The following is a 15,266-nucleotide window of genomic DNA, read 5'->3' on the forward strand; positions in this document are numbered from 1 at the left end:
CTCCTTTATTTTCTTACAATGTCACTGAGATAAGTATCTATCGCCTGCCAAGCCCTCGAAGAAGCGTTACTGTCCGCATAACGATGGGTGAGTTCCTTCACTTGTTGTCGATTCTTTTTGTATTCATCTTTTCCGTTCAAGTACTTCTGGCACTCTAACTCCAGTTCCCCTATCGATTTCACTGTCGGCCCTGGTGTCAGCACTTGGTAGGGTTCGAGCAAGAACCCTCTCCCCCCCTTATACTCCTCTTCGTCAACAGGGGCAAAGATCACTGGCAAATCTATTAGTAGAGTATCTATATAAATGGAAGAGTAGTCGGTTACTAATACTTTTGCGCTAGGGATCACCTCGTACAGGTGAACCTTCGCTAACTGTAACTGATCATCAGCCAGTAAGCAGATTTGGGGATGTGTAAAAACATCCAATTTCTTAAATTCGTTATATTCAAAAGGGTGTAGCTTAACGACCAAAAAAATGTTGTTTTTCTCAATAAAATTTATAATTTCCTTATCATTTTCCCCTTCGAATCCAAATATCCCCTTCCACTCTCTAGTGGTATCCACGTGGTTGTTTTTCCCTTTTCTCCAGGTCGGCAAATAAAAAATGATATTAAATTCACTTAAGTCTTTGTTGATCAGAGCCCCAAGCTTTTCAATAGAATTCCCCTCAAATAACAGATCATTTCTCGGCATCCCCGTGATTTTATATTTATTTGAATCATTGGGGTAGCAAGAGTTCATAAACGTTGTATATAGATGCGAATACGAAAGTATTAGATTGACATTGTTCGATCTATTTTGTTGATACTTTAAAAACTTCTCCGTTGCTAGCTCTTCATGCATGACTCCCATTCTTTTAATCGGGAATCCATGCCACATTTCAATATTTATATGCTTACCGTTGTAAATACCTGAATGATTAGAAGATATAATAACATTATATTGACTTAATTTTTCGATATCGCTTGTTCCCAACAAACTGATACTATGCCTGTCTCTAATATACTGGGGCATATTTTTATAAAGCGAACATCCATTTGAACTTGAATAATTTTCATTAACAATAGCTATTTTACAATCTTCCCGCATAATCGGGCTGTGCTCTTCTTTGAATATACTCGAAAATATTTCCTCAATTCTTTTTCCATAAATTTTATACTCGAAAGGAATTATTTTATCGTAATTAACCCCATAAGTTATAAGCTGTTGAGTTATCTCGACTATATATTGACTTGCAATAAAAATATATTGGTAATCTAATTCACAAATCCGTTCTGGCGAATAAACAGTTACCCCCAATATCTTAGTATTGTGAGTGTTTTTATTATTATCAATAAACCCCGCAATATTGACCTTGCCCAAGTCAAGTTTATCTAAAAATTTTGTAGAACTACTACCTGTTCCAAATATAACTATGTTCATTTATGTCACCTTTAATCGCAGATTCTAAAATGTTGATTTGACTTAAATATTGATTTTCAATTTCGATTCGTTTGTTGACGTAACCCTGAATACTTCTGAATTTTATATCTAAAATATCTTGCAAGCTACTTTCAATTCTCTCTTGATCGTTGCACTTCATCCATGAACCCAAAGCCAACGTGTTCAAATACTTTAAAAATATTCTTTTCACCAGTATTCCTTGATATTTATGCATCTCTGTTGTCCGAATGGTATCGATACACAGGAGAATACTTTCTAAAATCTTGTTATAATTATTTGATGTCATTAATGAGCTTCCTGTAAATCTTCTGTAATAAAAGGGGGCTGGAATATATTTTATTTTCGAAATTTGGCGAGATAGTTCATACAAAAAAATCAGATCTTCGTAGTAATTTATATTGGCTCTAAACCTAATACTATTTGTGGTTACTTGCTCACGCTTGAACATATATAAATAGCTATTGCATCTTAGCTTACTAATAGCAAAACAAGCCCTAAACCATTCATATGGTGTCACAATACTATTCGTGTCAACATCACTTCTATTATAGAAGTCATTCATATCCTCTAAATAGTTTTTATTAACTTCTTCTTTACTCAAAAATCTTTCTTCAAATATCGTTTGTGCATCGAACATAATCATATCTAGTTCTCGGTTATTTCGAAATTCAATCATACATTTTTCAAATGTCCCAACATCTATGTAATCATCACTGTCTAAGAAATATATATATTCACCTCCGGCAACATCCAACCCATAATTACGAGCAACTGAAGGCCCACTGTTTTTTTGGCTGTATAAATATATCCGATTATCATTCGAAGCGTATTGTTTAACGATATTCGCACACTCGTCAGTTGAACCATCATCTATTACTATAATCTCAAAATTCGTATATGTTTGTGATAATACCGAATCAATGCATTTTGCAACATATTCTTCTGTATTGTACATAGGAATAATTACAGATATTTTTCCTTCCACTGAACGATTCATCTCCTACGATACTAGATCTGATAATGATATAGTTTCAATTGAATTCCGTTCTGCAATTGCACTTGAAATTTTGTCAAAGTCATAAATGGGTGTAACGATAATAAAATCTACATTTCCAACCGGAAAGTCATCTAACGTATAGATCGGAGTTGATTCGATTGCTTTGCTTTTCGCAAAGTTATCAATAAAGTTCACTACATTAATCCCCTGTTTTTTCAATAAATGATATGTAATAACCCCCAATTTTCCTGCACCATAAATTGCGATTCTAGAAAATTCATTTAATTTAGAAGGAAATTTCTTTTTATTTTCAATAAACTCCAACAAAGCACTACTTAATTCCAAGTTAACTTTATTCCGATTTATCCGCTCGAACCTTGTTGTATATTGAGTAAACTCAATAATGTGATCTTCAAAATATTGAATAAGTTTGTCTTTTATCTTTACACTAAATTCATTCCACAACAGAAATAATTCTTGAATTTTTTTTGAGTAGGATTCTTCAAATAATTCATCTTCAATAGTAGATCCATAAAATAGTTCATATAAACTTTCAACAAGTAGAACATTGAGCACAAAGTAACACTCTTTGTCTTTTTTTTCAATTAATACATCTTCATTATTTAATCTCAAACTGAATTTGATGGAATCGCATTGCAAGAAAGATATTGCACTGCTCAAAGAAACGGAACTTACTCGTTCCAATTCACCTTCATAATTTATCCATCCATCTTGCATAATAACTGTATCCAGAGAAAAACGACTTACAAAGTCTGTATTATTTATTTTAAATAGCACCATTGTGTTCCTCCGCATAATTATAAATGAATTCACATTTCTCCAAGTATCTCTTCGTCTACAATCCAACGTCTAAGCTTCTCTTTATCGATAATCTCATCAGCATGGAATGGCATCTGGGAATGGGAGAATTGCGAAATCGTATATTTGGCTTTACTCGTCCCATAATTGGGCAAGAGTATATACATAAACTTTGTATCTATCATTTTCTCAAATTCATCTTCAGTCATTAGTTCTTCTTTCATTTTTTCGCCTGGACGCAAACCGATTTCGTCAATTTCCACAAACTTGTTATTTAAATATTTTTTTGAGACTTCTTCTATAATGACTTCTGCTAAGCTTTGCAATTTTACAATCGGCATCTTTAATACAAAAACCTCTCCGCCAAGAGAAAGTTCATTCGCCTCTAACATCAACTGGATAGCCTGCGAAGGGGTCATCATGTACCGAACCATATTCTTATCCGTTATGGTGATTCTGCCTTGTTCCATAATTTGCCGCTTAAACAGTGGAATCACGGACCCCCTCGAACCCATCACATTGCCGAAACGAACAGATGCAAAGGTCGTTGCCTTTGGTCCCTTCTGATACTCCGCTGCTGAGATAAGGCGCTCTCCCATTAGCTTCGTTGCACCATATGTATTCGTAGGCGATATAGCTTTGTCAGAGCTTGTAAAAAGCACCTTCTGAACGTTATTCGCAATTGCGGCCTGAATGACGTTCTGAGTGCCCACTACGTTCGTCTGAACCGCTTCGAACGGGTTATACTCGCAAGCGGGCACATGCTTCATTGCGGCCAGGTGGAAGACATAGTCGATGTCCTCCATCGCCCGGGTCAGGCGATTCACGTCACGTACATCGCCGATTAGGTAACGAATGTTGTGATAATCCCTAAGCGTCTGTTGCATCTCGAACTGCTTATATTCATCCCGGCTAAAGACGCGAATCACCGCAGGCTGGTCCTCCAGCAAGCGGCGAATCAAATGTTGCCCGATCGTTCCGGTTCCGCCGGTGACGAGTATTTTCTTGTTCTTGTAGAAGCTCATCGCATGGTCCCTCTCGGTTTAAATAATCACTTACGAAGATACGGGAGCTCCAACGGCGAACTCAGGAGTGTTCAAGACTTCTTCGAAATTCCCGATAAGGATCGGAGACAGTTCATTCCACTTGGCAATCACGGGCAGAAGTATCTCAAGCAACAAGAAAGTCTTGCGACTTAGATCATTCTCTTCTCTCATCTCCTGCCAATTGCGGTCCATATGATTAAGCTCAATCTGCAGGAAAAATCCGTAGAAGTTCTTAAACACTTCATCGTCAATAACGGGAGCCCAGATCGACTCGAATCGCAGCAGCCATTCCTGGAATTGTGCAGCACCCCACTCTTGCATTTTCCGTTGAGCAAGCTCAACATGCCCTTCAAGTTCTCGGAACGCCACTCTAAAGCTAATGGATTTCTCGTAAGATCGGCGTACTCGGTTGCGAATCGCCGCTTGTCTATCTTCCGGATAAGGCTTCAGCCTAGTCCGCAATTTGTCGATAAACCAGCTCTCGCCCATCGGCTTGAATAGGCCAAGCTCCGTCAACTCCTCGAACGTCTTATTCTCCGTATACTTAATCTGCGCTCCTACGCGAGAGGCATTGTAATAACGGAAGCCGGAGAACTTCTCAAGCATCTGTTCTATCCCTTCACGGGAGACCCCCATCTGCCGATTGCTTCGATTCTGTCCGCCTTGCACATTGGGAACCCATTCGGCAAGCTGATCCATCCTCTTACGGTTTACTGCATCCGACGCATGCTCGACACCGGCCGCATAGAACTGATCATTCGGGAAGGAATAATCCTGCCCGATCAGAATGATGTCGGTACACCCCATGTACAGAGCAGCCTGGATCGCCGTTCCGCTGACCGTCCCTGTGTTCATGAAGATCGGGTCGGAGTTGTTTAAACCCATTAGGTAAGCCGAAGGTGTATCCAATTGATAGAAGGCATGCATGAGATGATCGAACTCTCGCTTAAGTATCGCTGAATGAATGGTAGGAATATAAAGGAATGGAATGCGCTTAAGAACGACGGCCTGGAATGCCTTCCGGTTATATTCACCAGGGTCCATGGATACAACCAGATCTGGCTCAATTCCAAACTTCTGCAGAGCCATCATGCTTGTTCCAGCCGAGATCAACAGTGCCTGTCCCTTCAATCGGCGCAAGTGCTCTATTTCCATTCCAAGGGACGGACCAGAACCAATAATAATCGCTGGAATCCCAATGCATTCCCCTCTTAAACCTTGGAACGAGGGAGACTTAAGATTGGGCGATAGGTTCGACACCATGTTACGCGCCCAAGACTTAAGGAACATTTTAAGGGTGTTGGAGGACGCGATGACAGCATAGCTAGTCTGCGTGACAATCTCCTGATAGCTATCAATAACTCCTTTGAATGCCGTTCGATATGCAGGTACGGTAACGTTAGCGACCGTCTTCCCCGACTTCGCCATTGCTTCCTCAAGAAGATCAATCTGAGTTTGAAGCTCCGAGCCGATCCCGAACATCGCGATATTCTTATGTGAGAGGACGCTGCGAAGATCCACAGCCTCAATCGCGCACAATAGCATATCGACCTGTGGCTCGTACACATAAACCCTCTTATCCGGATTGGCCTCCAGGAAGGCCTTCAGGTGGTAGCCAAACCCCAACCCGCAGAAAAGAACGTCTTTGGCGCCTTGAACGTCCATCTCGATGGATTCCGTCCAACGTTGTGCTTCATGAGAAGGATTGTACTTGCTATACAGCGAATATTCGGTGCTTGCCCCAACGGCCCGATAAGAAACGATAGGCTCGCCGTTCCTGGCCTTATCGAAGGCGTATTGCGTCTGATCATAAGTCAAGCCTCTAACCAGTTTATAAATCTCAGGGTATTCCTCGCGAAGGAACATCAGGTTGTCGGCAGCGAACTTCTTCATGCCGTCACCTTCGATAAAATAGCTTGCTCCACCCCGCCGAATACATCGCCGAGCTCGTACTTGATCAGGTCGCCGACTGCCACCCTTTCTTCGCGTTCCATGCAAACCTCCATCTCCTGGATAACTTCCGGAATCCGGGCCGCAGCAACCCGCAGCACTTCCGCAAGCGGCTCAGACGATTGGGCTCGCTCATACTGCTCAACAAGGATGTGAATCCCCTGTTCCACCCAGTTAATTCCGACAAGCAATTGTGAGAAGGAATGCCAATCCTCCGGCGTCATCTCCCCGTAGAAGAGCTCCGAGATAGAACCGATCGCTTTGGTAAGACGCGGCATATAATCCTTCAGTTCTTGCAGAAGTTCATACGCTACGATCTCTCCGGAGACAGCCGTAATTCTGACTTCGGCGATATCGGACACTCGATCCAGAAGCTCATTCTCATATCCAGTCCGATAGGAATGGCCGTCTATCACAACTTCCTGAACAATTAAATTATCGGCGAACAGAGTTGCGAAGATTTGATTCAGTTCATCTATCCGCTTATTGGAATCCGCTTCAGCTAAATCAAGCACCTGGTCCTTATAGCATACCCTCATGTTATCCGCACCTTATTCTATTCCGACATTTTACCCATTATATCAATAAATATCGGCATTAGACGACAAGAATTGAATAGAGAAAACTCCCCGATCCAAGGATCGGGGAGTTCCATTTAATTCCGATATTAGCCGAGCAGCGACAGAACGTTCTGCGGCAGGGAGTTCGCTTGAGCCAGCATGGACGTACCAGCTTGCGTCAAGATTTGGTACTTCGTGAACTCCGTCATTTCCTTAGCGATGTCAGCGTCACGAATACGGGATTCGGAAGCGGACAGGTTCTCGGCGCTTACGCCAACGTTGTTGATCGTGTGCTCGAGACGGTTTTGCACGGCACCGAACGTTGCGCGTTGGCTGGATACCGTCGTAATAGCCGTTTGCAAGGAAGTCAGTGCAGCTTGAGCGCCCTGGCTCGAGGACAGGCTCAAGTCGTTCAGACCAAGCGCCGTCAGGTTAAGACCGCTACCCAGGCTAGCGTTGATCGTCGTACCATTCTCCCAGCCCACTTGGAACGTTACGGAAGCTACGGAACCGCTCAGCAGCGAGATGCCGTTAAACTTCGTCTTCGCAACGATGTTGCTGATTTCGGACTTCAGTTGGTCAACTTCGAGTTGAATTTGATCGCGGTCCTCATCCTTCAGCGTTCCGTTGGAAGCTTGCGTTGCCAGCGTGTTCAGACGTTGCAGCATCGAGTGAACTTCCGTCAGGGCGCCTTCAGCCGTTTGAATCAGCGAGATGCCGTCTTGAGCATTAGCGGAAGCTTGGTTGTAGCCATTGATTTGGTAACGAAGCTTCTCGGAGATTGCCAGACCTGCAGCATCGTCAGCAGCGCGGTTGATGCGATAGCCGGAAGACAGCTTCTCAGCGGTCTTGCTCAGTTGGTTCGTGTTGTAGCTCAGGTTACGGTGCGTGTTCATTGCACTTACATTAGTATTAATGTAACTTGCCATGATTGTCATCCTCCATGATAAGAAATAGTGCCACATCCTTGCGGCCTATACCATATATCGGCAACACTCAGATAATTATTTATAGTGATTCCGACCTATTGCCATTATTTTTTTCTGTCGAAATAATAGGAAGTGTCGTTCTGTCGATCCATTCCATAATAAGCATTCATAACCTTGCGATGATCTCTTGTATTCTTCAGATCGCCGCCTACGGCCGCCATTTCGTTCCTCATTCTTACTATCGACTGATCCGTGAGTTCGTTTATTTTTACCACAAGAGGAAGAGCCTCGATACGGAATAGCTCCTCATAGCGTTCATCTCCGAGTTCCGCACGAAGCTCCTCATCCATCCGTTTGGTCTCCGCCGTCCCTTCCGCCCACTTGGACGTAAGTGCCGGGAAGCCCGCCCAGTCTTCGTCTAACTGTTCCAAATAAGCGGCGTGCTCTGCGGCCACATTCAGGAGATTCTCATAGCATCCTCTCCAAGCGCGGATACGTGAAGGCAGATTATCCTTGGCCAATCGAGACCTCCTTGCCAATCTGGTCCCAAGCGGACTTGATCTCCCGGAGCAAACCGTCGCACTCCATAAGAATAGTCTTGTCTTTCTTAACATTGGCCTGCACAAGGCGATCCAGGATGTACAGATAGATATTCTTAAGGTTGGCGGCAAGCTCCCCTCCCTTCTCTTCGTTAAGGGAGAACAACAGCTCGGAGACGATCTTATGTGTCTTCTGAATAAACATATTCGAATCCGATATCTGCTTCTTGTCCAGCGCCTGCGAAGCTCTTCCAATGTTCGTCAGAGCCGCTTCGAAGAGCATTTGAACAAGCCGATGAGGAGATGCGGTCGTGTATTTGCTCTTGACATAGTTCTGATATCCGGCTTGGTTAAACAATGGGCATGTCTCCTATTACTAAGAATTAGATGAGTCCTGTCTAGCTGTTCGTCATAGAAGCAACCACGCTGGTTAACCAAGATTGCGTGCTCTGAAGCTCTGATAGAGAGGTCTCCATGTTGGCGTACTTCTGCTTCAGAGCCGCCTCCTTGATATCCAATCTAAGCTTCATCTGTTCCATCTGATCCGAGATGAAGGAAATCTCGGAATCGAAGCCGTCCAACTTGGTCTTAATGGTCCCGTTGATGGTACTTGTCCAGGAATTCAAATCGGAGTTCATCGTCTTGAAGATACCGCTTGTCTTCGTCGTTCCTCCGTTATAGGCGAACAGTTGATAAACTCCATCCGGATCGGATTCTAGCGCGGATTGGAACTTCTCGGTATCGAAGCTCAGCTTGCCTGTCATATCGGATGCCGACGTGGCACCTTTATCGACTTCAAGACCAACATCCAGCAAATATTTGAGGCTTAACGAAGACGATCCTGCTTTGCCTCCTGCTGTTTGGCCAACCTGAGCGTTAACCCAATCGTATAGTTGGTCCTTCAGACTGATGAGAGTCGAATCCGACTTCAGAACGGTTCGTCCGTCCGAGTTGGTGTACGCTTGTGCCGCCGCGATCGAGTCGATGACCGCGTTGTACGCGTCGACGAAGGATTGCACATTAGCCGTTACCGCTTCGGTATCCGTGCCGACGGTGACGGAAGCGGAGCCTTTCGAAGCGAGAGTCAACGTGACGCCTTCGATCGGATTCTTGATCGTATTCGTACTGGAAGTGATCGCAATGCCGTTCACGGTCAGGCTTGCATCCTGCCCCTTCTGGACAACATAATCGTAGTTGCCATCGGAGTCCGGCGCGCTATCCCAGCCCAATTTGTTAATTGCCGTAGCGCTATCTACATCGTCATCTACTGCCTTTACCGTAAAAGAGCCATTTTCTCCAGAAGTGTTGGAGGTGAGAACCAAGGCTGAGGAACTATCGCCCGTCTGAACGATCGATGCCGTAACCCCAATACCGCTTGTATTATTGATCGTCTTCTTGATAAAGGAGAGATAATCGGAGTCCCCCCAATCTGTCGTGCTCGTTCCGCTGGGAATCGTGAAGTCAACCGTCTGGTCGTTGATCTCGACTTTCTTGCCGATAATGTCAGCGATAGCATCGCTATCCAGATTAGCGCTCTTGATTGTATGACTCTGCGCCAGCTCATTGACGACGACGCTGTACGTCCCCGTCTTCGCCCCTGAGCTGCTTGCCACGCTGAACTTCGTCGTATCCGAGCTCGTAGCTGTCGTCTGATTCAAGCTGGTGCTGAGCGTCAAGTTAAACGCCGCGGATTTGAGAGAGCTCATGTTGGTATTGATCGTACGGAACAACTCTTGCTGGGCTTCATAATCCGTCTGTCTGGTCTGGAGACGGGTATAGCCTTGCGTCTCGTACGCCATCAAGGCGGATACGATCGAATCCGTATCCAGGTCGGAGAACAGCCCCGTCATCGCGATGCTGCTGCTGCTCACACTGCTTACTGCCATAGCATTGGCCTCCTTCGATGTTAGACTTTCTCGTCGATAAACATGCCAATCATATCGTTCATCTTCTCGGACAATTCGACAAGGAATTCCGGCGGAAGATTAGCCACAACCTCGTTGGTACGCCTATCGATGACGCTCACTTGCATCATTTCAGCCTCTTCGTTATACTCGAACTTCAATTCCTTGTTATACGGCTTCAACGCCTCGTTGGCCTCTTCCATATCTTCGGCGAGCTTGTCTTTCTGCTCTTCCGTAAGACTCTCGTACGAAGGAGGTGCGCCCTCCTCCGTCCCGGCAGGAAGCACCGGCTTTGTTATGCTTTCGAACTCTTTGAGTGTGTCCGACGTTACGTATCTTGGTGTTTGTTGTTCGATAGCAGAAGCAGCTCGAGTGGACTGAATTCCGCTCATTGTACATCCCGCCTATTCTTTATCGGATTTGATCTTCACTTCTCTAAGAAGATTGACCAGCGTCTGGCCGACCGTCTCCGGCTTGCCCGCGTGGATGTTCTCCTGCCGGATCATCTCGAAGAGTTCTTTACGGAGAATTTGAACGGAGGACGGGGCGTTAAACCCAAGCTTGACCGTTTCCCCTTCGACCGACAGCACTTGAACCTCGATTCCATCGCCGATCATAATTGTCTCTCCGACCTTGCGCTTCAGCACCAGCATCGTTCAGCCCTCCCTATCGTCGCTTAGGAGAGGGTGACGGATCGGATAATCGCGATCATGAATGACATATTGGATTCCGGATCGTTGCTTCTGCGACAGCAGAACCGGCGCTTTAAGGTTGACGTACAGCTTGTCCTCGATCACATTCACGATCAACATCGTCGTCAATTGCTCCTGTTCGTTCGTCCCCAGCAGAGCGAACGATTCCGAATCGATGTCGAACTCGTACGCACTGACGGCCACTTGCGCAGGCAGCAGGATGAAGCTGATCGAATTATCCAACGCATGCAATATATAAAAAGGAGCCTCCTCCAATCCGAACAAGGCGTATTGCCGAATGTCCTGCACACCGACAATTCCTTTCTCGAAGCGGTACACCTGCTCTGCCGACACTTCAACTTCCCCGTATGTCTCACTGACTATCCGATGCACCGGCTGCTCCTTCGACACTCTGCTTACTTCCTTTCTAGAACCGCTTATTTGCCTTCGGGAAGACCAACGGACTGAGTATTGGCCTTAATGTGAATCTCCGGCGGATAGACCCGGATATCGATGTTCGCCGTATGCCTCGGCAACGCCTTGACGGTGACATCCGTCGCTCCCTCTCGCATATATGTCTGGAAGTTGATCTGGCCGTATACGCCGATGTTCCCTTTGGCCAAGTTATCCCGAATTCGATCGCCGTTGTTCACGGTCGTCGAGATATCCTGCAGCCCTTCCGCCTCCGCCTTGCCCGCTTGATTCTCGGCGAGAGAGATCGGCTTCAGGAGACCGAGATCCTTCCACACCTGAGTCCAATCGCCGGAGATCTCGGGAGCCTTCAGCTTGACCTGGAGGTCAGCCGGCTTGTACGAAGCATCCACGCTTCCGGACGGCGATACCTGCGACATATTCGGAGTCGACCTGCTCCACAAGCTTGATGGCAATGGAGGCGAATTGATTGATAATCCCATAGCTTCCTCTCCTTCCCCGATCTCTAGCCCGACCGCCTTATCTCATGAAGTCGATAAGGGATACCGACATGATCTGCGACCCCGTCGACAACGCGGCCTGATAAACGTTCTGCTTCAGCTTAAGGGAAGTGATTGCCTCCGCATAATCCACGTCCGTCGTCTCCGACCTCAATGACTTCAAGTTCACGATGTTGTCCGAGATTCTATCTTCCATTAATGTGAAGCGATTCGTCCGCGCTCCGATCTCCGCCCGCTGCAGCGAGAAATTATCCGACGCGCTAAGAATCTTCGTGACGTCATCTCCCAACGATTCGCTCTCGCCATTCTCGAGGTGGCCGATAAGATCGTCGAGCACCTTGAACACGTTGCTGTCCGAGCCGGCTTCGCCGAATATCTTCTCGCCGCTGATGCTGACCGGCACCTGAACGAGCGAGCTGACATTCAGTTGATACACGCCACTATCCGTTGTCTCGTTAGCCGCATTCTCGTTCGAATAGGGCTTCTGATCGGTCTTCTGGCCATTGAAGAGGTAACGCCCATTGTATGTGCTGTTCCCGAGCAGCACCATCTGCTCCCGAATCTGCTTGATCTCGGCCGCAATCGTCTTGCGCTCTTCATCCGTCATCGTATCGTTCTGCGCTTGGAGCGTCAGGGTATGGGTGCGCTTCAGCAGATCGTCCGCCTGCTGCATCACGGAATCCATCGTATTCAGAATCCCGCTTCCCGTCTGAGCGTTCGTCAGATAACGATCACTCCGGCTAAGCTCCGTATCGTAACGCATTACATAAGAAATACCGACTGGATCGTCGCTCGGCTTGTTGATTTTCTGCCCGCTTGACAGCTTGTTCTGCCAATCGTAGATGTCCGTCGTCGTGCTTCGCAAATTCGATAATAATGAGGTGTATTGCATGTTCCCGGTAACGCGCATCCCTCAAGCCCTCCTTACAAGCCTACCCGGCCCATAGAATTAATAACCCGATCCAGCATCTCGTCGACCGTCGTCATCATCCGCGCCGCGGCATTGTACGTGTGCTGGAACTTGATGATATCCGTCATCTCTTCATCCAAAGACACGCCACTCACTTCTTGTCTCCGCGAATCGGCTGCATCTACCAGGTTCTGCTGGTTATCCATATTGCGAGTGGCCTCGGATGCCGTAATGCCTAGCTCGCTAGTTACAGCGCGGAAGTAATCGTCAATAGTACCGGATGTCAGATTCGTCGCCGACTCCGAGTAGGAGAACGTTTTATCCCGTAACGAAGAGAGCGCGAAGGCGATATCGCTGTTGCCCTTAATAGTCGTATTCGTACCGCTGACGTTCTCGTACTTGGCGGACGCGGCCACCTTGCTCGTATCGCTCGCGACCGTCGGATTCACCTGAATATTCGCCATCGTGATTGCCCCGCCGTCTGTCGACGTGAAGAACGGCACGCCTGCGGTCGCCGGAGTTCCCGTCCCATAACCCAAACTGTGCAGGCCATTGAAGCCCTGAACCGTGAAGGTGACGGAAGAAGTAATCTCCGAGCCTGCCGGGATCGTCGTTCCGGCGGTAATCGTAGAGCCATTCGCCAGCGTAACGTCATTCTTCGCCACCATATCTTGAGCAGCGACATAACCGTTCTCCAGCGTTACATCGACATCGCCGCTGACGAATGAGGTGACCAGCGCATTCAACTGGGTCCGAATATGCTCGATGTCAGCCTTCGCCTGAACGTATCCCGCCAATTCGCCCGCAGTCGCGGTATTCGCGGCGTCCTCCGTCAGCAAGGTAGCATCCCGATTGTTGACAACCTCGACCCCGGCCACGCTAAGCGTGAAGTCCCCTTCGGGTGTCTCAGCATACTCGATATTTGCAATCTGTGACAGCTTGTCAAGAGCCAGATCCCTCTGATCGCGATAATCGTTCGCGTTGCCTCCAAGCCCTTCGGCTTTGCGAATGTAATCGTTCAACTGGGCAATGCTCGTAATCAGCGTATTGGCTTCGGAGACTTTGGATGTAATATTGCCGTCCAAGTCCGAGCTGAGTTTCGTTAAAGAAGCGTCCGCTTGGTTGAACGTATCCACCATATTGGTGGCGGTCGATATGACATTGACCCGTGCGCTCAGAAGCGTCGGGTCGCTGTTCAGAACCTCGAGGGAATCCCAGAACTCATCCATGACGCCGCGAATCCCGTTCTCCGTCGGTTCGTTCATGATCGACTGGATCGACTCCAGATTCGAGTTGCGCACCGACCAGTACCCAAGGTTCTGATTCTCTCGGCGATACTGCGTATCCAGATAACTCTCGCGGATTCGCGTGATGCTGTCCGCCTGCACGCCCGTACCGATCTGCGATGCCGTCGTGCTCGTATACAACCCCACCGCTTCCTGCGGACGGGACGCAGATACGTTAACTTTCTGCCGCGTGTAACCCTCCGTGCTCGCATTCGCGACATTCTGACCGACCGTCTGCAATGCAAGCGAAGTCGTCAGAAGCGCACGCTTGCTAGTCTCGATGCCAAGAAACGACGATGTCATCCCTGCTCATCCTCTCTTCTCCATAGTATCCCAAGTCATGCTCTCAAGCTCTGAAGTCGTACAATCCGGGCCGATTGGGCGTATATGTCGTCTGAGCCGTCGGATCTTGATACACCGCTTCGTCCTGAACTCCGACCAGCAAGTCAACCGACAAATTCGCGAAGTCGAGCGCTTGCTGGACCAGCATCTGATTCGTCTCATTCAACTTGCGTATCTCTTCCGCCCTGCTCGTCAGCTTCTCCATCCATTCCAGAACGGCAGACTTGTCGGCGAAGCTCGTCAGCGTCTGCGCCACGCCGGCCAGGGTAAGCGGCTCCCGCGAGAAGTGCTTGATCGTGAATTGATACGCCTTGACCGCTTCGGCACGAGTCCGTTCCTCTTCCGCGATCCGCTTCAGCAGCCTGGACTCCTTGCTCAGGGCATGAGTCAATTCCGTCAGCTTGTCCTGAACGACGAATTCTTTCTTATCGACGAGGAGGTCAAGCAATTGTCCGAACAATTCGTAGGTCCGTTCCAGCGAGTCGACGATAGGTTGATGAGACACTCGTATTCCTCCTAAGGATTCTGACTATTTCAAGTATGGGAGGAGTTTCTCGGCGATCTTGCCGGAATCCACGAAGTAGGCCCCCGAAGCGACCTCCGTCTTCAAGGATTGAATCTTGTCCGCCCGCTCCGAGCCGGCCAGTCCTTGAGCACCCGCCAACTCCTTCGCCTCGCTCGAGATCTGAACCTCGTCCTTCTTCTTGGGAGAAGAAACTCCGCGATTCTTCAGATCCACCGTTTGGTTATAGCTTCGATAGGCGCCAATGCCTTGCGATTCGTTTATCTTCAAATCAGTCACCTCGATCGAAAGTCCGGCCAAATAAAAAAACCGATAATCTATAAAAGTATTATCGGTCGTAATCTAAAATTTGTTTATAGAATTTGAAGTTGCCCATACGAAATAGAGGGTTCTTG

The 15,266-nt window shown here is 47.2% G+C and carries 18 protein-coding genes; all 18 read right to left on the minus strand.

The genetic code is table 11. The annotated features are described in order from the left end of the window. Positions 1-5: 5 nt before the first annotated feature. A complete protein-coding gene (locus E6C55_RS09940) occupies positions 6-1,421 on the minus strand; it encodes a CDP-glycerol glycerophosphotransferase family protein (protein WP_136369634.1) in 1,416 nt (471 codons plus the stop codon). Then, positions 1,393-2,427 carry a glycosyltransferase family 2 protein gene (locus tag E6C55_RS09945; RefSeq protein WP_168735559.1) on the minus strand — a complete coding sequence of 345 codons (1,035 nt, stop codon included), beginning with the start codon at positions 2,425-2,427 and terminating at the stop codon, positions 1,393-1,395. The genes E6C55_RS09940 and E6C55_RS09945 overlap by 29 nt, the downstream gene beginning before the upstream one ends. Positions 2,428-2,442: 15 nt before the next feature. Continuing rightward, on the minus strand, positions 2,443-3,240 hold the full coding sequence (locus E6C55_RS09950; protein ID WP_136369636.1) for a nucleoside-diphosphate sugar epimerase/dehydratase: 798 nt from the start codon (positions 3,238-3,240) through the stop codon (positions 2,443-2,445). Positions 3,241-3,269: 29 nt separating this feature from the next. After that, positions 3,270-4,283, minus strand: coding sequence for an SDR family NAD(P)-dependent oxidoreductase (locus E6C55_RS09955; RefSeq protein WP_136369637.1), 1,014 nt, complete (start codon positions 4,281-4,283; stop codon positions 3,270-3,272). A 30-nt stretch (positions 4,284-4,313) separates the two neighbouring features. Continuing rightward, a complete protein-coding gene (locus E6C55_RS09960) occupies positions 4,314-6,197 on the minus strand; it encodes a motility associated factor glycosyltransferase family protein (protein WP_136369638.1) in 1,884 nt (627 codons plus the stop codon). Next, a complete protein-coding gene (locus E6C55_RS09965) occupies positions 6,194-6,793 on the minus strand; it encodes a hypothetical protein (RefSeq protein ID WP_136369639.1) in 600 nt (199 codons plus the stop codon). The genes E6C55_RS09960 and E6C55_RS09965 overlap by 4 nt, the downstream gene beginning before the upstream one ends. Positions 6,794-6,921: 128 nt before the next feature. Next, on the minus strand, positions 6,922-7,743 hold the full coding sequence (locus E6C55_RS09970; RefSeq protein WP_136369640.1) for a flagellin N-terminal helical domain-containing protein: 822 nt from the start codon (positions 7,741-7,743) through the stop codon (positions 6,922-6,924). 104 nt (positions 7,744-7,847) lie between these two features. After that, positions 7,848-8,264, minus strand: a complete 417-nt coding sequence (locus E6C55_RS09975; RefSeq protein ID WP_136369641.1) for a hypothetical protein — start codon at positions 8,262-8,264, stop codon at positions 7,848-7,850. Continuing rightward, positions 8,251-8,640 carry a flagellar export chaperone FliS gene (gene fliS / locus E6C55_RS09980; RefSeq protein ID WP_136369642.1) on the minus strand — a complete coding sequence of 130 codons (390 nt, stop codon included), beginning with the start codon at positions 8,638-8,640 and terminating at the stop codon, positions 8,251-8,253. Before fliS ends, E6C55_RS09975 begins: the two co-directional genes overlap by 14 nt. Before the next feature lie 40 nt (positions 8,641-8,680). Next, positions 8,681-10,168 carry a flagellar filament capping protein FliD gene (fliD, locus tag E6C55_RS09985; protein ID WP_136369643.1) on the minus strand — a complete coding sequence of 496 codons (1,488 nt, stop codon included), beginning with the start codon at positions 10,166-10,168 and terminating at the stop codon, positions 8,681-8,683. Positions 10,169-10,188: 20 nt separating this feature from the next. Continuing rightward, positions 10,189-10,578, minus strand: a complete 390-nt coding sequence (locus tag E6C55_RS09990) for a flagellar protein FlaG (protein ID WP_136369644.1) — start codon at positions 10,576-10,578, stop codon at positions 10,189-10,191. A gap of 12 nt (positions 10,579-10,590) precedes the next feature. Next, entirely contained in the window at positions 10,591-10,839 is a 249-nt protein-coding gene (gene csrA / locus E6C55_RS09995; RefSeq protein ID WP_136369645.1) for a carbon storage regulator CsrA, read from the minus strand. A 3-nt stretch (positions 10,840-10,842) separates the two neighbouring features. After that, positions 10,843-11,289 carry a flagellar assembly protein FliW gene (gene fliW, locus E6C55_RS10000; RefSeq protein WP_230986624.1) on the minus strand — a complete coding sequence of 149 codons (447 nt, stop codon included), beginning with the start codon at positions 11,287-11,289 and terminating at the stop codon, positions 10,843-10,845. Between the two features lie 26 nt (positions 11,290-11,315). Further along, the gene (locus E6C55_RS10005) at positions 11,316-11,792 is read right to left on the minus strand and encodes a DUF6470 family protein (RefSeq protein ID WP_136369646.1); all 477 of its coding nucleotides are present in this window, start codon (positions 11,790-11,792) and stop codon (positions 11,316-11,318) included. 37 nt (positions 11,793-11,829) lie between these two features. Beyond that, entirely contained in the window at positions 11,830-12,720 is an 891-nt protein-coding gene (gene flgL, locus E6C55_RS10010; RefSeq protein ID WP_136369647.1) for a flagellar hook-associated protein FlgL, read from the minus strand. Between the two features lie 14 nt (positions 12,721-12,734). After that, positions 12,735-14,309: a flagellar hook-associated protein FlgK gene (gene flgK / locus E6C55_RS10015; protein WP_136369648.1), complete on the minus strand. Its 1,575-nt coding sequence runs from the start codon at positions 14,307-14,309 to the stop codon at positions 12,735-12,737. 43 nt (positions 14,310-14,352) lie between these two features. After that, a complete protein-coding gene (locus E6C55_RS10020; RefSeq protein WP_168735560.1) occupies positions 14,353-14,853 on the minus strand; it encodes a flagellar protein FlgN in 501 nt (166 codons plus the stop codon). 24 nt (positions 14,854-14,877) lie between these two features. Then, complete coding sequence (flgM, locus tag E6C55_RS10025) at positions 14,878-15,150, minus strand: flagellar biosynthesis anti-sigma factor FlgM (RefSeq protein ID WP_136369650.1); 273 nt, start codon at positions 15,148-15,150, stop codon at positions 14,878-14,880. Positions 15,151-15,266: the final 116 nt, after the last annotated feature.

This window comes from Cohnella fermenti (assembly GCF_004801405.1).
Classification (GTDB): domain Bacteria; phylum Bacillota; class Bacilli; order Paenibacillales; family Paenibacillaceae; genus Cohnella; species Cohnella fermenti.